Annotated in this window: 21 protein-coding genes; 10 read left to right on the forward strand and 11 right to left on the reverse strand. The window is 66.5% G+C overall.

Annotated elements, in window-relative coordinates:
* Positions 1-27: 27 nt before the first annotated feature.
* Complete coding sequence (locus tag J7I79_RS10295) at positions 28-834, reverse strand: hypothetical protein (RefSeq protein ID WP_214952877.1); 807 nt, start codon at positions 832-834, stop codon at positions 28-30.
* A 136-nt stretch (positions 835-970) separates the two neighbouring features.
* On the opposite strand from J7I79_RS10295, the gene J7I79_RS10300 reads away from it, so the two are divergent.
* The 4 genes from J7I79_RS10300 to J7I79_RS10315 all read left to right on the forward strand — a co-directional run bounded on the left by J7I79_RS10300 (position 971) and on the right by J7I79_RS10315 (position 3,737).
* Complete coding sequence (locus J7I79_RS10300; protein ID WP_214952879.1) at positions 971-1,633, forward strand: DUF1684 domain-containing protein; 663 nt, start codon at positions 971-973, stop codon at positions 1,631-1,633.
* 75 nt (positions 1,634-1,708) lie between these two features.
* Positions 1,709-2,260 carry a DM13 domain-containing protein gene (locus J7I79_RS10305; protein ID WP_214952881.1) on the forward strand — a complete coding sequence of 184 codons (552 nt, stop codon included), beginning with the start codon at positions 1,709-1,711 and terminating at the stop codon, positions 2,258-2,260.
* A gap of 74 nt (positions 2,261-2,334) precedes the next feature.
* On the forward strand, positions 2,335-3,165 hold the full coding sequence (locus J7I79_RS10310; RefSeq protein ID WP_214952883.1) for a fumarylacetoacetate hydrolase family protein: 831 nt from the start codon (positions 2,335-2,337) through the stop codon (positions 3,163-3,165).
* A 35-nt stretch (positions 3,166-3,200) separates the two neighbouring features.
* Entirely contained in the window at positions 3,201-3,737 is a 537-nt protein-coding gene (locus tag J7I79_RS10315) for a GtrA family protein (RefSeq protein ID WP_251042640.1), read from the forward strand.
* 3 nt (positions 3,738-3,740) lie between these two features.
* On the opposite strand, the gene J7I79_RS10320 is transcribed toward J7I79_RS10315, so the two are convergent.
* The 6 genes from J7I79_RS10320 to J7I79_RS10345 form a co-directional block, all read right to left on the reverse strand.
* Positions 3,741-4,895, reverse strand: a complete 1,155-nt coding sequence (locus tag J7I79_RS10320) for a cysteine desulfurase family protein (protein WP_214952885.1) — start codon at positions 4,893-4,895, stop codon at positions 3,741-3,743.
* Positions 4,896-4,901: 6 nt separating this feature from the next.
* Positions 4,902-5,816 (reverse strand): carboxylating nicotinate-nucleotide diphosphorylase, encoded by a 915-nt coding sequence (gene nadC, locus J7I79_RS10325; RefSeq protein ID WP_214952887.1) that lies wholly within the window; start codon positions 5,814-5,816, stop codon positions 4,902-4,904.
* Entirely contained in the window at positions 5,813-7,561 is a 1,749-nt protein-coding gene (nadB, locus tag J7I79_RS10330; protein ID WP_214953120.1) for an L-aspartate oxidase, read from the reverse strand. The genes nadC and nadB overlap by 4 nt, the downstream gene beginning before the upstream one ends.
* Positions 7,562-7,572: 11 nt before the next feature.
* The gene (gene nadA, locus J7I79_RS10335) at positions 7,573-8,889 is read right to left on the reverse strand and encodes a quinolinate synthase NadA (protein ID WP_214952889.1); all 1,317 of its coding nucleotides are present in this window, start codon (positions 8,887-8,889) and stop codon (positions 7,573-7,575) included.
* Positions 8,886-9,596: an NrtR DNA-binding winged helix domain-containing protein gene (locus J7I79_RS10340; RefSeq protein ID WP_214952891.1), complete on the reverse strand. Its 711-nt coding sequence runs from the start codon at positions 9,594-9,596 to the stop codon at positions 8,886-8,888. The genes nadA and J7I79_RS10340 overlap by 4 nt, the downstream gene beginning before the upstream one ends.
* A 143-nt stretch (positions 9,597-9,739) precedes the next feature.
* A complete protein-coding gene (locus tag J7I79_RS10345; RefSeq protein WP_104175344.1) occupies positions 9,740-10,210 on the reverse strand; it encodes an Lrp/AsnC family transcriptional regulator in 471 nt (156 codons plus the stop codon).
* Between the two features lie 172 nt (positions 10,211-10,382).
* Between J7I79_RS10345 and J7I79_RS10350 the strand changes: the two genes are divergently transcribed.
* The 5 genes from J7I79_RS10350 (at position 10,383) to J7I79_RS10370 (ending at position 15,291) form a co-directional block, all read left to right on the forward strand.
* On the forward strand, positions 10,383-11,768 hold the full coding sequence (locus J7I79_RS10350) for an amino acid permease (protein ID WP_214952893.1): 1,386 nt from the start codon (positions 10,383-10,385) through the stop codon (positions 11,766-11,768).
* 358 nt (positions 11,769-12,126) lie between these two features.
* The gene (locus J7I79_RS10355; protein ID WP_251042667.1) at positions 12,127-13,095 is read left to right on the forward strand and encodes a thiamine pyrophosphate-dependent enzyme; all 969 of its coding nucleotides are present in this window, start codon (positions 12,127-12,129) and stop codon (positions 13,093-13,095) included.
* On the forward strand, positions 13,088-14,137 hold the full coding sequence (locus tag J7I79_RS10360) for an alpha-ketoacid dehydrogenase subunit beta (protein WP_214952897.1): 1,050 nt from the start codon (positions 13,088-13,090) through the stop codon (positions 14,135-14,137). The genes J7I79_RS10355 and J7I79_RS10360 overlap by 8 nt, the downstream gene beginning before the upstream one ends.
* Positions 14,130-14,459 (forward strand): biotin/lipoyl-containing protein, encoded by a 330-nt coding sequence (locus tag J7I79_RS10365; protein WP_043482513.1) that lies wholly within the window; start codon positions 14,130-14,132, stop codon positions 14,457-14,459. The genes J7I79_RS10360 and J7I79_RS10365 overlap by 8 nt, the downstream gene beginning before the upstream one ends.
* Before the next feature lie 4 nt (positions 14,460-14,463).
* Positions 14,464-15,291 carry an alpha/beta fold hydrolase gene (locus J7I79_RS10370; RefSeq protein ID WP_214952900.1) on the forward strand — a complete coding sequence of 276 codons (828 nt, stop codon included), beginning with the start codon at positions 14,464-14,466 and terminating at the stop codon, positions 15,289-15,291.
* A 28-nt stretch (positions 15,292-15,319) separates the two neighbouring features.
* Here J7I79_RS10370 and J7I79_RS10375 read toward each other — a convergent pair whose 3' ends face one another.
* The 3 genes from J7I79_RS10375 to J7I79_RS10385 are packed head-to-tail and all read right to left on the reverse strand — an operon-like array spanning position 15,320 to position 16,637.
* Complete coding sequence (locus J7I79_RS10375) at positions 15,320-15,610, reverse strand: hypothetical protein (protein WP_214952902.1); 291 nt, start codon at positions 15,608-15,610, stop codon at positions 15,320-15,322.
* 8 nt (positions 15,611-15,618) lie between these two features.
* A complete protein-coding gene (locus J7I79_RS10380) occupies positions 15,619-15,924 on the reverse strand; it encodes a hypothetical protein (protein WP_214952905.1) in 306 nt (101 codons plus the stop codon).
* The gene (locus tag J7I79_RS10385; protein ID WP_214952907.1) at positions 15,906-16,637 is read right to left on the reverse strand and encodes a C2 family cysteine protease; all 732 of its coding nucleotides are present in this window, start codon (positions 16,635-16,637) and stop codon (positions 15,906-15,908) included. The genes J7I79_RS10380 and J7I79_RS10385 overlap by 19 nt, the downstream gene beginning before the upstream one ends.
* Positions 16,638-16,789: 152 nt before the next feature.
* On the opposite strand from J7I79_RS10385, the gene J7I79_RS10390 reads away from it, so the two are divergent.
* Complete coding sequence (locus J7I79_RS10390) at positions 16,790-17,287, forward strand: hypothetical protein (protein ID WP_214952909.1); 498 nt, start codon at positions 16,790-16,792, stop codon at positions 17,285-17,287.
* An 80-nt stretch (positions 17,288-17,367) separates the two neighbouring features.
* On the opposite strand, the gene J7I79_RS10395 is transcribed toward J7I79_RS10390, so the two are convergent.
* The gene (locus tag J7I79_RS10395; protein ID WP_214952911.1) at positions 17,368-18,702 is read right to left on the reverse strand and encodes an MFS transporter; all 1,335 of its coding nucleotides are present in this window, start codon (positions 18,700-18,702) and stop codon (positions 17,368-17,370) included.
* Between the last annotated feature and the right edge of the window lie 151 nt (positions 18,703-18,853).

Genomic DNA, 18,853 nt, shown 5'->3' on the forward strand with positions numbered 1-18,853 from the left:
GGTTGGGTTTACAGGAGGGCGGCGGGACTAACTTTTGATCTTCAGAGACATTAGCATCCGCTGGACATTCGCGAATTCGGACCCCTCGTTGACGTACTTGGACGCCAGGTCCAGGGTATCGAACGCCTTGGCGGGGGCCACTTTCTCGTCGGTCGCGAAGGTCTTCAGTGCGGTCAGGTCGCCGAACGAGACGTCCCCTTTGCCTTCGGGTCCGCGGACGATGTTCTGGAGGGCGCAGGCCCTGCCATCGCTTCCTCCCAGCACGTTGGTGATGCCGTAGGAGCCGAAGAACCTGTATCCCTGGATGACACGGAACACCACATGCGGGGCGATGAGGCCCTCGCCCTCACGGTGCGGCAGGTCCACGGGGACGCTGCTGACCACAACATATGGCTTCCGGTCCGCCTCAGCGCACGGGGCAGCGGTCGGCGATGGCAGGCCGGTCTGCAGTGTGGCCAGGTAGCTGCCCTTGGCATCCTTGACCTCGATCTTGAGGGCGCCCGGAAGCGTCCCCTGGTCCGGCGTGACTGACTGCGCTATCCAGTCCTGGGGCAGTTCAAAGCTGACGTTCTTGGCGGAATCGGAGAAGGCCTTCCATGCCGACGCCGTCGCGTCGGGGGACGCGGATTCCGTACCGGTGGCGGAGGCTCCGGGAGTTGTTCCGGGTGCCGACGCCGACGGGGTGCCCGCCGGCGTCGCGCTTTCCGTTGGGCTGCTGCCCGCCGTCCAGGCGGGTTCGCCCTTGCCGTCGCCGCTGCAGCCGGACATCACCGCGGCAACAACGATCAGCGCCGTGCCAAACCGGGCCCTGCGGGCTACTGCCTTGCCTGTCATGAGGCAAGCGTAGCCGCGCCGCCGCCGCAGCCCCTGCGTTCCGGACGGAGTGTTGTTGCATCCGCGCCCGCCGCCGCGGGCGGCGTTGCTCTTGCGTGCGGGCTTTCCCGCCCGCAAAGAGGGATACGCTGGGGACATGGCGGAACAGCACTTTGACGCGGACCAGGACAGCGTGGCGGACATCTCGGCCCTGGACATTGCCGACTGGCGGGTCCGGACGTTCGCCATGTACCAGGACGTCCGCAGAATCGCCGCGGACAGCCCAGCCGAGGCTCACTCGTATTGGCGCCAGGAACGGGACCGGATGTTCGGCACGCACCCCGCCTCCGCCCTCACTGCAGCGGACAAGGCCACGTTCAGCGGCCTCCGGACCGCCGACTACGACCCCATCTACCGGTTCCACGTGCCCCTGACAAAAGAGGGCGAGGGCCGCGAAATGAACGTCGAGACCGCGACCGACGGCGTTGTCAGGTTTGTGCGCCTGGGCACCTTTGACCTGCCGGAGATGGGCCAGCTGGCCGTCTGGAAGCTGCACGGTTACGGCGGCGGCATCTTCGTGCCGTTCCGGGATGCGACGGCGGGCCAGCCTGGCGGCAGCTACGGCGCCGGGCGCTACCTCCTGGACACGATCAAGGGAGCCTTCCACGGCGTACTGGGATCCGGTCCCGACGCCGAATTCATCCTCGACTTCAACTTCGCGTACAACCCGTCCTGCGCCTACAACGAAGCGTGGGCGTGCCCGCTGGCGGGTCCGTCCAACCGGCTGGCCGTAGAGATCCCGGTGGGCGAACTTTACTGACACGCTCCCGCGCCGATAGGTAACCGTAAGAAAAACCGCGGGACGCCACGCTCGCACGGCATTTAGCCTTTGACTATGGGAAAACCCCGACGACGCACCCTCCTGGCCTTGGCCTCCGCGGCTTTCCTGGTGTCGCTAGTTGCGGGCATGGGACTGTTCCAGCCATGGCGACTGTTCACCAGCAGCTCGATCGATGAACCCTTGACGCCGCGCCCTGCCGCCACTTCACCGGCCGGTTCAACGCCGGCCGCTGCAATCACCGCTCCCGTCGCTACGGCGGCCGTACGGCCCAATGTTCTGGCCACTGGGCCGTTCCAGTCCCAGGAACATCCCACCTCAGGCAGCGCGAGCCTGGTGCAACTGCCTGACGGTTCGCATGTGGTCAGACTCGAGAACCTTGCCAGCAGCGACGGCCCCGACGTCAAAGTGTGGCTCAGCGACCGCGAGGCAGGCGGAGACTGGTTCAAGTACCGTTCCGGCAGGTACCTGGATCTCGGCCCAGTCAAGGCAACCCACGGCAACCAGAACTACGCCGTCCCGCCGGGAACGGACCTCAGCGGGCTGGACACCGTGGTGCTTTGGTGCGACAGGTTCAGTGTGGCATTCGGATCTGCCGCCCTCGCCTAACGGCCCAGACCTGAGCCGGCAGCTTGCGGACGACACACCGCGCCCAAGCGCCGGACAGGACGTAGGATGTCATGATGACCGCCATGCCAACGCGCCGAATTGCCCGAGTCCGTCCGCATTCCCCTGCCTCAGAGCTGGAACAGTTCTTCGTGGCCAATGACGCCCAGGATTTTGCCAGCGATGCGGGAAAGGTCTGGACGGTAATCGATAGCCCGTTCCCCGGGTCCCTGGCGAACGCCGGGGATCCTCCGCGGACAGGCTGGCAGCACGGATCCACTGTTGGCGAAGACTCATTCATCTTCCTTGCGCCCAGCGTTCCGGCCAACGTCCTGGGCATGGCGCACAACACCGGCCAGGCGGGCCGGGACCATCCGCCCCAGGCGTTCCACAAGGCGGCCACCAGCGTGGTGGGACCGGGCGATGCGATCGAACTCGCGCCGGGCGTGGGGCATGTGGACCCGGAAGCGGAACTGACTATCGTCGTCGGGCGCCGGGCACGCGGATTGACCCTGGAAAATGCACGGACAGCCGTCCTCGGCTATACCGTCGGCAACGACGTCACGGCCCGCGAGCTGCAGAAAACGGACGACCTGTGGATCAGCGCCAAGAGCCAGGACACGTTCACGCCGGCGGGACCGTGGATCGTGACGGGCCTGGACAGCAGCGCGCTTTCCATTGGTATCGTCCACAACGGCAAGGAACTCCGGCATGCCAGCTCAGCGGACCTCGGCTGGGGCGTGGACGAAATCCTGGTGTACCTGACGTCCTTCATGACGCTGCACCCCGGCGACCTCGTCCTCACGGGGTTCCCCGCCGAAAGCGCGCGGCTTCACCCCGGAGACACCGTCACGTGCCGGGTGGAGGGAATCGGCGAACTGACGAACCCGGTGAGGGCCTCAGCCTGACGGGAATCGGCGCTGCCGTATGGCAGGCTTGATGGATGGAGTCACCTGCTGCGACCGCGGCCCCGCTGACGCAACAGCCCGGTTCCGGCCTCCATATGCCCGATGCCCCCGCTCCCGGAGCCGCCCTCCGGCGCCTCCCCGCCACGAAGCACTACCCGGGCATCCTTCGTTTTCCCGCAGTCCGGCAGCTCCTCCGGTTCACCGGCGTAGGCATCGTGTGCACGGTGACATCGCTTGCCCTGTATGCCCTGCTTCGGCCCTGGCTGGGACCCCAGCTGTCCAATGCCGCAGCGCTGATCATTACCTCGGTGATGAACACTGCCCTGAACCGGCGCCTCACGTTCAAGATCGCCGGACGCGGAAAAATTGCCAGGGACCATCTCAGCGGACTGGTTGTCATCGTGATTGCGCTGGTGATCACGGGCGGCAGCCTTGGCGTGCTGCACTGGCTCAATCCCGACGCCACGATGTCAGACGAGCTGTGGACCACCACGCTGTCCGGGATCCTGGCCACGGCCGTGCGGTTTGCCCTGTTGCGGCACTGGATTTTCCGCCGCGCGCGGCACCGCTGACGCCTAGCGGATGCCGAGCGCCAGCACGCTGCCGACGGCGTTACGAACGGCTGCTGCCGCTTCCTGCAGTTCCGCCGCCGTCACCGCGGCGTCAAAGCTGAACCGGACGGCGGTCTGGGCGACTTCGGCCGGAATGCCCATCGCCAGCAGCACCGGCGAGGCAGCGTCGGATCCGGCCGCGCAGGCCGACCCGCTGGAGCAGACCACACCCTGCCGCTCCAGCTCAAGGAGCACCGACTCTCCGCTGGTTCCGGGGAAACAGAACGAAGCCACCGACGGCAGCCGATTCACGGCGTGACCCGTCAGTTGTGCGCCGGGAACGCCGGCCAGGACCTCCCGGATGAAGTCGTCCCGCAGGGCGGCAACCCGCGCAGGCAGGCCCTGGTCGGGGCGGACCAGCGACAGCGCGGTGGCCAACGCAACGGCACCGGCAACATTCTCGGTCCCGGAGCGGCGACCGCGTTCCTGCCCGCCGCCGTGGAGGAGCGGTTCAAGCCGGGTGCGGCTCCGCACGAACAGTGCCCCGTTGCCTTTCGGTGCGCCCAGTTTGTGCCCGGAGATGCTCATGGCGTCCACGCCCAGCAGTTTCGTGTCCAGCGGGAGCCAGCCAGCGGCCTGGACCGCGTCGGTGTGGAATGGAATGCCGTGTTCACGGCTGATGGCCGCGAGCTGCCGGACCCGCTGCACAGTTCCCACTTCATTGTTCGCGTACATGATGCTGACCAGCGCCGTCTCCGGCCGGAGCACGGCGGCGAGGGCCTCCGGCGTGACCTGCCCGAAGCCGTCCACCGGGACGACATCAACGGCAAAACCGTGGAACCGTTCGAGGTACCGCGCCGATTCCTCAACCGCGGGATGTTCGACGGCGCTGATCACCACACGGTTCAGGGTCGGGTCGGCTGCCTGCCGGGCCAGGGCAATGCCCTTGACGGCGAGGTTGTCCGCCTCCGTGCCGCCGGACGTGAAGGTGATCTCTGCCGGCCGGCAGTTCAGCACCTTGGCGGCGCCCGTCCGGGCGCCGGCGAGCGCCGCCGCGGCGGACTCGCCGAGCGAATGATGGCTCGACGGGTTCCCGAAGTCGCCGGTGAGGTAGGGCCACATGGCTTCCAGCACCTCGCGGCGGACCGGCGTGGTGGCCGCTGCGTCCAGGAAGATCATGGCGGTTCAGCCCACCGTCAGCTCGACGTCCAGGCCCAGGTCGAGGGCGATGACGCTGTGGGTAAGGCCGCCGATGGAGATCACGTCCACGCCGGTGCCGGCAATAGCGGCCACTGTTTGGAGGTTGACGTTGCCGCTGGCCTCCACCCGGGCCCGTCCGCCGACCAGAGCCACGCCGGCAGCCAGCTCCTCGAGCGGGAAGTTGTCCAGCATGATGGTGTCCACTCCGGCGGCGAGGACCGGCTCCACCTGGTCCATGCGGTCCACTTCAACCTCGAAGTGGGTGGTGTGGCCGAGCTGTGCTCTGGCCGCCCTGAGCACCGCCGTGAGTTTCGCCGGGTCCCCTCCGGTGATGACCGCGAGGTGGTTGTCCTTGGCCAGCATGGCGTCCGACAGGCTGAAGCGGTGGTTGGCCCCGCCGCCGCAGCGAACGGCGTAGCGCTCCAGCACGCGCAGGCCCGGCGTCGTCTTCCGTGTGTCCGTGATCCTGGCCTTGGTCCCCTGGACGAGGTCCACGAATTCGGCGGTCTTGGTGGCGATGGCACTCATCCGCTGGACCAGGTTCAGTCCTACGCGTTCCGCCAGCAGGACTGCCCGGGCGTTGCCGGTGACCCTGGCCAGCGGCGTGCCGGCGCCGAACCTTTCGCCGTCCGCCACGAGCAGCTCGACGACGGCGTCCGGGTCCGTGAATTTCATGGCGGCGGCGAACACGGTTCCCCCGCTCAGGACACCCGGGACACGGGCGTTGAGCACCGCCGTCGCGCGTGCGTCCGCCGGGATGAGGACCTGGGAGGTGATGTCACCGTACGGAGCATCCTCGGCGAGCGCAGCCCGCAGCACCCCCAGCACGGCGGCTTCGGGAAGGCTTCCGGTGAGCTCAGCGGCCGTCAGGGCCGGCGTTTCCGGGGCGGTGGTGGTCATGAGGAAATCCTTTGCATGGAATGGGTGGGGGCTGACGCGTGGTCCGTATCGGCCCGGTAATGCGCGCCCACGGATACCGTCCGGTTCCGGGCGGCGTCCACAAGCAGCCGTGCGGCCAGCAGCAGGTTGCGGTCCTCGTACTCCCGCGGGTCCCGGGCTTCAGCCACGATCTCAGGGCGGACGACGGCGGCCCAGGCAGAAAGCGCAGCCTCCGCCTCACGGAGCCCCTCGCCACTGCGCAACACGCCGGCATGCGCGGTCATCAACCGCCCCAGGGCGTCACGGGAAAACGGCCCGGGATCCGGCAAAGACGTCACAACACCTTCGGCCGCAGCCGGCGAGGTTTCCTTCCCGGTGAAGTCGCGCGATAGTGCTACGGAAGCGTGCGTAAAAGGGAGGCCGCCCGCGGCCGAGCTAGCACGCGGAGCAGTGCTGTCGTGCGCCGGTTCAGGTGAAAGGAAGGCCTCAACGGCGCGACGGCCGAATACCAATCCTTCGAGCAGCGAATTGCTGGCCAGTCTGTTGGCGCCCTGGGCGCCGGTGCAGGCCACCTCGCCTGCTGCGTACAGGCCCGGGATGGAGGTTCGTCCGGCCAGGTCGGTGGACACCCCGCCCATCCAGTAATGGGCTGCCGGGGACACCGGAAGCGGTTCGGCGGTCCAGTCGTAGCCTGCCGCCCGTGTGGCGGCATTGATGGTGGGAAAGCGCCGCGCCAGGAAGCCGGAGCCTCTGGCGGCCTCTATCCCCCGGGCGTCCAGGAACACCGGGCTGTCCGCGGGAGCCCCGGTGCGGGCAAGGTGCAGCGCGATGCTGCGGGAGACGACGTCGCGCGGTGCAAGCTCGGCGTCGGGATGATAGTCCGGCATGAAGCGGTGGCCGTCGGCGTCGAGGAGTACCGCGCCTTCGCCGCGGACAGCTTCGGAAACCAGCAGCGGCGGAGGCCCTCCTGCTGTCTCGCGCATGGCCATGGTGGTGGGGTGGAACTGGAAGAATTCAAGGTCACCCACCGCGGCACCTGCACGCCAGGCGAGCGCCAGTCCGTCCGCCGTGGCAACGGCGGGGTTGCTGGTGCGCGCAAAGATCCTGCCGGCGCCGCCGGTGGCGAGCAGCACGCCCGCGGCATCCAGGCTCTTGAGTTCGCCGTTCTGAAGGTACTCAACCCCGGCCACCCGGCCGCCCGCCGTCGTCAGCTCCGTGACGAACGCACCGGTTTCCAGCCGGAGCCGGCCGGACACGGCGCGTTCCAGGACGGCGGCGATCAGGCCGCGGGCAACACGGGCGCCGGTGGCGTCCCCGCCGGCGTGCAGGATGCGCGGCGCTGAATGGGCAGCCTCCAGCCCCAGAGCGGTGTCCCCCTGCGGATCGGCGTCGAAGGTGACTCCGTACCGCCGCAGCCCTGCGATGTCCTGTGCTGCTTCCGTACAGAGGATCCGCACGGCTTCCCTGTTGTTCAGTCCGGCGCCGGCTGCCAGCGTGTCTGCGATATGGGCCTCCACGGAGTCGCCGGGGGCGGCCTCGCCGGATTCCAGCACGGCGGACACGCCGCCCTGTGCGTAGAACGTGTTGCTGTGTTCCAGCTGCCCCTTGCTCAGCAGGACCACCTCCGCCGCGGCGCCTCCGTGGGCGTCGGCCGCCAGCAGCGCCGCGTACAGCCCCGCGATGCCGCTGCCCACCACCACGAGTCGGTGCGGCGCGGTGCCCCCGTTGCGGGCCGCACCGCCGTCGGCCGCGGCTGGCCGGGCCACACCGGGCCTGGTCACGGCCGCGCCGCCAGCATCCGCTCGAGGGCCACCCGCGCCGGAGCGGCAACGTCGTGATCCACGGTGATGCGGTTCAGGGTTTCGCCGTTGACCAGCCCCTCCAGCACCCAGGCGAGGTAGCCCGGGTGGATCCGGTACATGGTGGAGCACGGGCAGATCACCGGGTCCAGGCAGAAGATCGTGTGCTGGGGGTACTCCGCTGCCAGCCGGTTGACCATGTTGATCTCGGTGCCGATGGCAAACGTGGTGGGTTCCGTGGCGGCGGCGATGGCCTTCTTGATGAAGTCGGTGGATCCGGCGGAATCGGCGGCGTCCACAACTTCCATGGGGCATTCAGGGTGGACGATCACGTTGACGCCCGGGAAGTCGGCGCGGGCCTTCTCGATCTGGGCCACGTTGAAGCGCTTGTGCACCGAGCAGAAGCCGTGCCAGAGGATCACGCGGGAATCGAGCAGGGTCTGTTCGTCGTTGCCGCCGAGGTCCTTGCGCGGGTTCCACATGGGCATCTGCTCCATCGGCACGCCCATGGCCTTGGCAGTGTTGCGGCCCAGGTGCTGGTCGGGGAAGAACAGGACCCGCTGGCCCCGCTGGAAGGCCCATTCAAGGACGGTGGCGGCGTTGGAGGACGTGCAGACGATGCCGCCGTGCTCCCCGCAGAAGCCCTTGAGGGCGGCGGAGGAGTTCATGTAGGTGACAGGGATGACCGGAACCCGGCCGTCGGCGTCGGGCTCGGTGCCGTAGAGCTCTTCCAGCTGCTCCCAGCATTCGGTCACGGAATCGATGTCTGCCATGTCCGCCATCGAGCAGCCGGCGGCGAGGTTCGGCAGGATGACGGCCTGGTCAGGCTTGGACAGGATGTCCGCGGTTTCCGCCATGAAGTGCACGCCGCAGAAGATGATGGCCTCGGCGTCCGGTTTGGTCAGTGCGGCATTGGCCAGCTGGAAGGAGTCGCCCACGAAGTCGGCGTACTCAATGACCTCGTCCCGCTGGTAGAAGTGGCCGAGGATGACGGCTTTGTCCCCCAATGTGGCCTTGGCCGCCCGGATGCGTGCGTCCAGTTCGGCGTCGCTGGCCCTTTTGTATTCCTCGGGCAGCTGGCCCTGGCGCGGGGTGGCGGCAGGGGCAACATCGGTGCTCGAGGCACCCGGGCCGTATGCGGGCACACCGGCGAGGGCCTCGGCAAGATCGTAGTCCCATGGTCCGCGGGCCAGTGCCGGGCTGCAGGTGGCGGCGGCTCCGGTCGCCAGACCCAGAGCTTTCTGTTCGGCCTGTTCGCGAGTGATCAACTGGATTGCTGTGTTGACGCTGCTCATGGTGTGCTCCTGTTATCTGGGTCAAGGCCGGGGCGGCCGGTAAAGCGGTAGAGGCGGGGAGGGCGGTGCTTGCCGCCCTGCAGGTATTCGCCGGTTTCTTCGATCTCCGGCGTGGACTTGAGCTGCCGGCGGAAATTGGCGGGGTCCAGTTCGCGGTCCAGGACCGCTTCGTAGACTTCCCGGACCTGGGCGAGGGTGAAGTACTCCCCCAGCAGGTGGTAGGCAACGGAGCCGTAGGCCAGCTTGTTCCGCAGGCGCCAGAGGGCGTAGTCCACGATCGCGTTGTGGTCGAACGCCAGGTCTCCCAGGCGGTCCGCACGGAACCACCTGACGTTTTCGGACTCGTCGGCGAGCGCTGCTTCCGTAGGCTGCACCAGGGCCCAGTACACGATGGACACCACGCGCTGCGTCGGAGAGCGGTGGAGCCCGCCGAAGGCGTAAAGCTGCTCAAGGTAGCTGGGCGCCAGACCGGTGGTTTCCCGCAGGTTCCGCGATGCCGCGTCCTGCAGGGATTCGGCGTGGGTCAGCGGGCCTCCGGGCAGTGCCCACAGTCCCTTGAACGGCTCACGGATCCGGCGCACCAACGGAATCCACAGGGTGGGGCGGCCGGACTTCTCGCTGGGGCGGAGGGCGAAGATCACCGTGGAAATAGCCAGCGACGGCGGTGCGGCCTGCCGCTCGGCAACATTGGCTGAGCTTGTGTACACGGCGGTTCACCCGCTTTCCTCGCGCCCGGCGGCGCCTCTGGGCTTCGTCAGGCACCCGCCCGCCGGGCGCCTTAGGTTAGTTATAGTCAAACTGACTAGAACTAATGGTACGACTGCCGGGCCCGTAGGCAAAATGTTTCAGGTCACATTGCGGCGGCCGCTTCGAGCAGCGGCAGCGTCCGGCCCTCGAAATGCGTGTTCAGGACAATCACGGACGAGGACCTCAACACCGTCCTGGTGGCGATCATGGCATCCAGGACGCGCTGCAGGTCGGGGTTGGACCTGGCCGCGATCCGGGCCATCAGGTCCGAACTGCCGGACACGGTATGGATCTCGATCAGTTCGGGGATGCGGGCCAACGCTTCGACCACCGCATCATGCCCCAGGTCCTGGTTGATGGTGAGGGAACAGAACGCCACCACCGGGTAGCCGAAGTGGGCCGGATCCGGCTGGGGCACCCACGACCCGATGACCCCGCCCGCGGTCATCCGGTCCAGCCGCGACTGGACGGTGGCACGGGCGATCTTCAAAACCCGCGAGGCTTCAAGCACCGAGGCCCTGGGCGAATCCGTGAAGAACCGGACAATTTTGGCGTCCACCGCGTCCACATTCATCGAATTTCCTTCCAAGCTGGCCGGCCAGGTCACAAATCACCGAATAAAACGACGACGTACCTGCAAACTGCCACCATGCTCTCATGAACGGCGAGCGAAGAGACGTGCGGGGGCGGTAAATTCAAGTTGTCCCAAAAGGACCACACCACCGACCACAAGAAGGTTCGCAAGCATGACAATGAAGTCCACCGCAGTGCGCCCCACCACAAGTCTCGGGCACAGCATGAAACCCCGCCAGCTCACCATGATGGGGCTGGGAAGCGCCATTGGCGCCGGCCTCTTCCTCGGCTCGGGAGCAGGCATCCAGGCTGCGGGGCCTGCCGTGCTGATTTCCTACCTCGTAGCCGGCACACTGATCATCCTGGTGATGTGGGCCCTGGGCGAAATGGCCGCCGCCAACCCGAACAGTGGCGCCTTTTCCGTCTACGCCGAGAAGGCCATGGGCCGGACCGCAGGGGCCACAGTGGGCTGGCTCTGGTGGCTGCAGCTGGTAGTGGTGATCGCGGCCGAGGCCCTCGGCGCGGCCGGCCTGCTTTTCACCGTGTGGCCGGTTATTCCCATTTGGGTCCTGGCCCTGGCGTTTATGGCCCTCTTCACCGCCATCAACCTGGCGGGAGTGAGCAACTTCGGCGAATTTGAGTTCTGGTTCGCGATCCTCAAGGTGACCGCGATCCTGCTGTTCCTGGGTGTCGGCACCGCGCTGCTCCTGGGCCTGCTTCCGGACGTGGCGAGTCCGGGCCTGGCCAACATCACCGGAAACTTCGCCCCCGAAGGCCTCGGCGGAATTGCCGCTGCGCTGTTCGTTGTGATCTTCGCCTTCGGCGGCACGGAGATCGTGAGCGTCGCGGCCGCTGAAACCGAGAACCCGCGCCACAGCGTGGGCCAGGCCATCCGCACGGTGGTGTGGAGGATCCTCGTGTTCTACATCGGCTCCGTTTTTGTCATCGCGGCCGTCCTGCCCGCCACGTCCGATTCCCTGGCGTCGCCGTTCGCCGGCGTCCTCGATGCAGCCCGGATCCCCGGCGCCGGCACAGCCATCACCCTCGTGGCCGTCATCGCGCTGCTGTCCGCACTCAACGCGAACCTCTACGGCGCCTCCCGGATGATCTATTCCCTGTCCGAACGCGGCGAAGCCCCGCGCTTCCTTTCGAAGCTGAACAAGGCCGGGGTGCCGATGGTCGCTGTCGGCGTGTCCGTGGCCTTCGGCTTCATTGCCGCCGTGCTGGAGCTCCTTTTCCCGGAGCAGATCCTGCCGGCACTATTCCAGCTCGTGGGCTCCACCTGCCTCATGGTCTGGGGCTCCGCCCTCGTCTCGCAGCTGATCCTGCGCCGCCGGGCCGACCGCGACGGCACTGAACTTCCGCTTCGCATGAAGGGCTTCCCGGGCCTCACGATCTTCGGGCTGGTCCTGCTGGCCCTGATCTTCGCCGTCGGGTTCAGCAACGCCGATAGCAGCCGTCAGCTGGTGAGCACCATCATCCTGATCGCCGCGATCGCCGCAGCGTGCCGGATAGGTGCCAAGGTCGCCGCATCGCGCCAGGACAGCCCAACCCCGTAACTGCACCCCGGCCACGTCGAAGCCCAACTAGGTCGCAGTTAATGTCGTTATGAGCGCTCAAAACGACATTAACTGCTACCTAGTTGGGTGACACGGCCCGCGGACCGATCCCGATTCCATTAGGCAAATTGCTATCCGGTTCGGCTCCACTGCTGGCAGCTTTCGGCAATTTGGTCAATGATCCCTGAGCTGATTGCCCAGCCCTACGCGGGTGACTAGGGTCACAGCTATGGATACCCCGCTTTCCCCGACCGCCGGCAACCACGCCGTCCCGCCGTCGGAACCACACTCCGAGCAACCGCTCGGCCTTCCGACCGAGCCGCTGACCGCCGGCCAGCTCCGCGAACTGTATTCGCTGATGGCGGCCGTCCGGCACCTGGATACCTCGGCCATCGCCTGGCAGCGTCAGGGGCTCATCCCCGGCTACGCGCCCGAACTCGGCCAGGAGGCCGCGCAGGTGGGAAGCGGCTACGCCGTGGACACCACCCGCGACTTCGTCTTTCCCACTTACCGCGAAATGGGCGTGGCCCGGGCCATGGGAGTGGACATGGTGGCGTATATGTCCACGCACAAGGCCACCTGGCACGGCGGGCTCTACGATCCGCAGGAATCCCGGCTGGCGCCGATCCAGGCCGTAGTGGGCGGTTCCGTGCTCCACGCCGTGGGCTGGGCCCACGGCCAGACGCTGTCCGTCACCGCCGACGCCACGCTCGGCGTGGCCATGACCTACTTCGGCGACGGCGCCTCCTCCCAGGGCGATATCCATGAAGCCATGAACTTCGCGGCAGTCATGAAGTCTCCCGTGGTCTTCTTCGTCCAGAACAACGGCTGGGCTATCTCGGTCCCCACCGAACGCCAGGTGGCTGGCGGCTCCGTCGCCGCCCGCGCAGCCGGGTACGGCATTCCGGCGCTGCGGATTGACGGGAACGACGTCGTCGCGGTCGTCGAAGCGACCCGGAGCGCCTTCGCTCACTGCCGGGCAGGCAACGGCCCCGTGCTGATCGAGGCCATGACCTACCGGCGCGGCCCACACTCCACCTCTGATGATCCGGGCCGCTACCGCTCCCTCAACGAGGAGCGCGACGGCGCCGGGGAGGACCCGCTGGAACGGTTCCGGAAGCGGCTGCTCGCCGACGGCGTCGCCGACGAGGCCTTCTTCGCCGAAGCCCTCGCAGCAGCCAAGGCCGAAGAGGAAGAAATCCGTGCCGGCATCCAGGCACTCGGCTCCCGACCCGGCAGCGAAATGTTCGACCTGGTCTTCCAGGAAACCACACCTGCACTGCAGGCCCAGACAGCCAACTGGCGCGAGGAGTCCGACCATGTCTAACGCCATCCTTGAAAGCGAGGCCGCCATGGCCGATGGACCTCCACGCCGCGGAGTCGAACAGCTTTCCATGCAGCAGGCGCTGAACCGCGCCCTCGACGAGGTCCTGGCCGGGAATCCGAAAACGCTGATCTTCGGTGAGGACTGCGGGCGGCTGGGCGGCGTGTTCCGCATTACGGACGGGCTCCAGGCGAAGTACGGAAGCGGCCGGGTGTTTGACACCCCACTCGCCGAGTCCGGCATCCTCGGCATGTCCGTGGGACTTGCGATGGCCGGCTTTCACCCGATCCCCGAGGTCCAGTTCGACGGCTTCGCCTATCCGGCGATCAACCAGATCGTCTGCCAGATCGCCCGGATGAACTACCGCAGCCGGGGCACCATGCCGATGCCCATCACCCTGCGCGTGCCCAGCTTCGGCGGCATCCGCGCCCCCGAACACCACGGCGAAAGCCTCGAGGCACTCTTCGCCCACGTTCCGGGCCTCAAGGTGGTTTCGCCGTCGAACCCGCACGAGGCCTACCACCTGCTTAAGTACGCGGCCACCCGGCCGGACCCGGTGATCTTCATGGAGCCGAAGTCCCGCTACTGGCAGAAGGGCGAGGTCAACTTCGACTCAGCGGACCCGTCCGGCTCCCCCACCGGCGCCAAGGTCATGCGCGAGGGCCGGCACCTGACCCTCGTCGCCTGGGGTGCCATGGTGGCCCGCTGCCTGCAGGTGGCCGAGCTCGCCGCCGAGGACGGGATCGACATTGAAATCCTGGACCTTCGCTGGCTGAAGCCCATCGACGAAGCGGCGCTGACGGCGTCCGTGCGGAAGACGAGGCGCGCCGTCGTCGTCCATGAAGCGCCGCTGACCTCGGGGCTGGGCGCCGAAGTGGCCCAGCTGATCACGCAGGGCTGCTTCGACACGCTCAAGGCTCCCGTGGAGCGAATCACCGGCTTCGACGTTCCGTATCCCTCCGGCGACCTGGAAGACGAATACATCCCGAACATTGACCGGATCCTCTTTGGCATCCAGCGAGTATTGGAGTACCGCCGTGGCTGAAATTTCCTTCCCGCTTCCCGACCTCGGCGAAGGCCTGATAGAGGCGACAGTACTGGAATGGCTGGTTTCACCGGGTGACCAGGTGGAACGGAACCAGCCGCTCGTCGAGGTGGAAACCACCAAATCGGCTGTTGAACTGCCCAGTCCGCAGGCAGGTAAAGTGGTGCGTATCCACGGCGGGCCCGGCGACAAGATCAATGTCGGCGAGCCCCTGATTGTGTTTGAAGTGCCGGACAACACCGCCGGCATCGTGGGCACGGTCCCGAAGGAAGAGGCACCGAAGCGCCGGGTCCGCCTGAGCGCCGTACTTGATGAGGACTGACACCATGAGCGGCAGGCACACCGGCGAGCAGCACCACCACACCGTGGAGGGCACCGACCCCCAGCTTTACGTGGAGGTGCACGAGCCGGAGACCGACGCCGGGCTGCGCCCTGTCCTGCTGCTGCACGGATTTTCATCCTCCACCAGGCTCAACTGGCAGGACACCGGCTGGCTGTCCGCCCTGCTGGAAGCCGGCCGCCGCGTCATCACCGTGGACCTGCCCGGCCACGGCCGCAGCGGAGCCCCGGAGGACATGGACTCGTACAGCCCGAGCAGGATCCGGGCGGACCTCCTGCAGGTGGCGTTCGACGCCGGCGCCCGTCCTTTGCGGGACGGTGACCCGGTCAGCGGTGTCGACGTGATCGGCTACTCCCTGGGGTCCCGGCTCGCGTGGGAATTCGGCGCCACCCAGCCGGAACTGGTTCACCGGCTGGTGCTTGGGGGCCCCAACATCGCGGACCCGCTGGCCGCCTTTGACCTGCTGGCCGCGCAGCGTTACCTGGCCGACGGCACACCCATCGCGGACGAGTCCACTGCCGGGCTGCTGAAGATGGCCCAGGGGCTGCCCAGCAACAACATCTTTGCGCTGCTGTCCCTCGTGGAAGCGATCAAGGGCGAGCCCTTCGACCCGGCCGAAGCCATCCCGCACATGCCCATGCTGCTCGTGGCCGGCGAAAAGGACGACCGCGCCGCCACCATGCCCGAGCTCGCCGACCTGGGCGCCAAGTCAGGGGCCCTCGTGGAGCAGCTGCTGATTCCGGGCCGGAACCACAGCAACGTGATCACCAGCAGGGCGTTCAAGCAGGGCGCTATCGACTTCCTGAGCGTCTAGTTCACGGATGGTTCGCCGGCGTATGCCGTCAGAATGCTGGACCAGAAGGCGAAGGTTCGAACGACAGGACGACGACGTCCCGGCCGGAACCTGATTCCCCGCCCAGCCGGATTTCCTCCACCGTCAGGACGCCTTGGCCGAAAAGATCCACGGCGCCACCCGGTACGACATCGACATAGCGGTTTTCACTCTCGTTCCTGAGCAGGAGCCGGACGGTCAGCACACCGTCCGGCTGGCCGGCCTGGAAGATTCCCACGTGGACCCCCGCGAACGTCGGCTGGGACCCTTGGCTTGCGGTGATTTGCTGTACGGCATTCATGGCGCGCACTAGTCCTTCGTTGATGGAGCCGAGTAGACGGTGGCAAAGTTCTCTTTGTATTCATCTTCAGTCAGCCAGAGGTCCCCCGCCCGCTGGTGCCCGTCGTACTTCCCGCCGTCCGGCCCCCATGGGTTGAGCACATGGATCATGGTCTGCCCCTTCCTTTCTTCGACCCGGTCCACGATGTAGGCGTGATTGGGAACGATCCGGTTGTCATCAACCTCGTCGTCCAGGGGCCACCAGGTTCCGCTGACTTCCGTACCCAGCGCCACCGGACCATCAGCCAGCCTGTCCCTCAGCTCGTCGAGGCCCACGTCGCCGGTCTTGTCTGCACCTTTGCCGGTGATGGCCTCGAATAGGATCCGCCGTAGTACTCGGTTGCCGCCTTCTCGTAGACGGAAAGCCAGTTGGCGGTCCCGTCAGCGTCCTTGGCACCGAGTTTCACCACGCTGGGCTCCACCTGAATGTAGACGGGCTCACCATCTTTGTACATTTTGACCGTCCACGTGCCGTCGGGGTTCTCCCACATGTGATCGCGGATGAATCCGGGATCGTCCTTTGCGACGGCCCCAAGCGCCGCCAGCAGCCAGCAGTCCCCGATGGATCCCTGCGCCATATTGGTCGGATCCAACGCGTCATCGTCGAGCGGGATGTCGTCGGGCAGCGGCTCGTAGCCATTGAGGCCGTCCGGATCCGGAGATCCTGGCCGGTCGCTGTCGACAGTGGAGCGCTCACCGCCGGACGCGCCCGGGCCGCCGCCCGACGCCCGACTGGCGGTTTCCTGCTCCTGGGCGTTGGCCAACAGGACTTTCGCCTTGAGTTCCAGGCTGGAGATCGCGGAGGCGAGCACCTGGCTGTGCCCGGACCGCCAGTCCTCCCTGAACGATTGGGCGTCAGGACCACGCCACGGGGACTGCGCCACGGCCGTTCCGAGCTGGCTCTTCACGGCGGCCAGCCGTTCGCTCCCCCGCAGCATCGCCTTGGCCAGTTCGCGCAGCTGCGCTGTGTCTGCACCGTAGATCCCCATTGCGGTCCCTTTCCGTAAGTCTCGACGGTCCAGCCGGCGAACCTCCAGTATGGATGTGCTACCGGCGGCTCGCCATGGGTGGCCTGCCCATGGCACCGGCACTCCGGGCACAGTAGGTTGATGGGACCGACGTCAGCCAGGAGGCGCTATCGATGCAGGCACTACGACCATGGGCAGCTGCTGCCGCAACCCTTGTGTTGCTGCTTTCCGGCTGCACGGCCGCAGAGCCGCTGTCCATCGATGAGGGCGTGCCCCATTACCGGTCCCTGACCCGTGAGTTGACGGCGGCCCTCTCGGCAAAGTTCCCATCCGTTGAATGGAGCAGGGAGTCAACGGAAAGCCTGGAACTCGACAAAGACGGACGAGTTTGTGATTTTTATCCGGCGTCCTACAAATCCAAACAGAGCCTCGAGGCGGTCTCCCCCGCCTTCACAGAGGTCATGGCTACCGTGAATCCCGTACTTGAAAAGTTCCACTTCACCAAGGTGGAGAAGCTTTCGGATGTTCCCGGCGGCTGGACAACCGTCAAGTCAAAGGACCGGCATGGCGCCGAGGTAAACCTCTCAGCCAAGGGCAACACTCTGCTCGTGCTTGAGGCGCCGTTGAAGGCCGGGGACTGCGACGCGGACCTTCCGCCCTACGGGCCCTGAAGCACGGGAGCCGCAATAACCGAGAACGGCGGGCACGGACCGCATTCGGTCCGTGCCCGCCGTCGACTGTTCAGCGTGGCCTAGTGGTGGCTGCTGACGCCCAACGGGCGTCCCTTGGTCTCCTTGGCGAGGATGACACCCACAGCCGAGATGACGCACAGGATCATGATGTAGATGCCGATGGACCCGGTCCACTTGGTGCTCTGCATCAGGGCTTCGGCGATGGTAGCGGCGAAGGCGCCGCCCAGGATCGCACCGAAGGCGTAGCCGATCGAGATCCCGGAGTAGCGGACGTTGGCCGGGAACATCTCGGCATACATGGCCGACATCGGGCCGTACGACAGGCCAAGGCCAATGGTCAGGACGAACAGGGCCAGGCCGTACAGCATGATGTTCTTGGTATCGATCAGGGCGAACATCGGGATCATCCAGGCGAACACGATGCCATAGCCGATGAGGAACGTCTTGACCCGGCCGATCTTGTCGGAGAGCCAGCCGCCCACGAGCGTGAAGATCAGCCAGCCGAAGGACGCCAGGGTAGTGGCCAGCAGGATCTCCGCTACCGGCATCTTGAGCGTTTTGGTGGCGTAGGAGATGAAGAACGCGATCAGCAGGTAGCCCGCAGCGTTGTTGCCGATAAAGATCATGGTGGAGTAGAGCACGGACTTCTTGTGGTGTTTGATCAGCTGGCCGAGCGGGGCCTTGGCCTTCTCCTTGCGCTCGATCATTTCCTTGAAGACGGGGCTCTCGGCCACTGCGCGGCGGATCAGGTACCCGACCACGATCAGGACGATGGAGAGCAGGAAGGGCACGCGCCAGCCCCACGCGGCGAAGTCTTCCTTGGACATGCTCGTGTTGAGGAAGAACAGCAGGCCCGTGGCCAGGATCATGCCGACGGGAACCCCGATCTGCGGGTAGGCACCGAACAGGCCGCGCTTACTCATGGGTGCGTGCTCGACTGCCATCAGGGCAGCACCGCCCCATTCGCCGCCGGCGGAGAAGCCCTGGATGATACGGAGGGTGATCAGCAGGATCGGAGCCCAGACACCGATCTGGGCGTAGGTCGGCAGCATGCCGATCAGCGCCGTCGCCGCACCCATCATGATGAGCGTGAAGACCAGCATCGCCTTTCGGCCCAGGCGGTCTCCAAGATGACCGGCAATGATCGCGCCGAGCGGGCGGAACAGGAAGCTGATGCCGATCAGCGCAAAGGACAGGATCTGCGCCAGGCCGGGGTTGGAGTCGTTCAGCGGCGCAAGGAACAGCGGCGACAGCAGCGTTGCTGTCAGCTGGGCGAAGATGAAGAAGTCGTACCACTCGATGGTGGTGCCGACCAGCGTGCCCGCGAGGACTTTGCGTTCCTCATGCTTGCTGCTGGGGCCCGCCTCTGAATCGACGTGTGAAGTTGCGGTCATTGGAACTCCGTGGCTGGGGGCAGTGACACTGCCTGAGGTGGTTTGGGCCGTGCGATTTACTGATCGAACGGTCAGTTGGTATGAGGATACTCGAATATGTGACAAAGCGCACTCAATTCTTTGCGGAACCCCCGTCGCCGCCCTCAGCGGC

The organism is Arthrobacter sp. ISL-69, assembly GCF_018613775.1.
GTDB lineage: Bacteria > Actinomycetota > Actinomycetes > Actinomycetales > Micrococcaceae > Arthrobacter.

Bases quoted from the DNA above. Each gene is read 5' to 3' on its own strand.
- J7I79_RS10295 (WP_214952877.1), bottom strand. From the start codon at position 834: ATGACAGGCAAGGCAGTAGCCCGCAGGGCCCGGTTTGGCACGGCGCTG.
- J7I79_RS10300 (WP_214952879.1), top strand. From the start codon at position 971: ATGGCGGAACAGCACTTTGACGCGGACCAGGACAGCGTGGCGGACATC.
- J7I79_RS10305 (WP_214952881.1), top strand. From the start codon at position 1,709: ATGGGAAAACCCCGACGACGCACCCTCCTGGCCTTGGCCTCCGCGGCT.
- J7I79_RS10310 (WP_214952883.1), top strand. From the start codon at position 2,335: ATGACCGCCATGCCAACGCGCCGAATTGCCCGAGTCCGTCCGCATTCC.
- J7I79_RS10315 (WP_251042640.1), top strand. From the start codon at position 3,201: ATGGAGTCACCTGCTGCGACCGCGGCCCCGCTGACGCAACAGCCCGGT.
- J7I79_RS10320 (WP_214952885.1), bottom strand. From the start codon at position 4,895: ATGATCTTCCTGGACGCAGCGGCCACCACGCCGGTCCGCCGCGAGGTG.
- nadC (WP_214952887.1), bottom strand. From the start codon at position 5,816: ATGACCACCACCGCCCCGGAAACGCCGGCCCTGACGGCCGCTGAGCTC.
- nadA (WP_214952889.1), bottom strand. From the start codon at position 8,889: ATGAGCAGCGTCAACACAGCAATCCAGTTGATCACTCGCGAACAGGCC.
- J7I79_RS10345 (WP_104175344.1), bottom strand. From the start codon at position 10,210: ATGAATGTGGACGCGGTGGACGCCAAAATTGTCCGGTTCTTCACGGAT.
- J7I79_RS10350 (WP_214952893.1), top strand. From the start codon at position 10,383: ATGACAATGAAGTCCACCGCAGTGCGCCCCACCACAAGTCTCGGGCAC.
- J7I79_RS10355 (WP_251042667.1), top strand. From the start codon at position 12,127: ATGGCGGCCGTCCGGCACCTGGATACCTCGGCCATCGCCTGGCAGCGT.
- J7I79_RS10360 (WP_214952897.1), top strand. From the start codon at position 13,088: ATGTCTAACGCCATCCTTGAAAGCGAGGCCGCCATGGCCGATGGACCT.
- J7I79_RS10370 (WP_214952900.1), top strand. From the start codon at position 14,464: ATGAGCGGCAGGCACACCGGCGAGCAGCACCACCACACCGTGGAGGGC.
- J7I79_RS10375 (WP_214952902.1), bottom strand. From the start codon at position 15,610: ATGAATGCCGTACAGCAAATCACCGCAAGCCAAGGGTCCCAGCCGACG.
- J7I79_RS10385 (WP_214952907.1), bottom strand. From the start codon at position 16,637: ATGGGGATCTACGGTGCAGACACAGCGCAGCTGCGCGAACTGGCCAAG.
- J7I79_RS10390 (WP_214952909.1), top strand. From the start codon at position 16,790: ATGCAGGCACTACGACCATGGGCAGCTGCTGCCGCAACCCTTGTGTTG.
- J7I79_RS10395 (WP_214952911.1), bottom strand. From the start codon at position 18,702: ATGACCGCAACTTCACACGTCGATTCAGAGGCGGGCCCCAGCAGCAAG.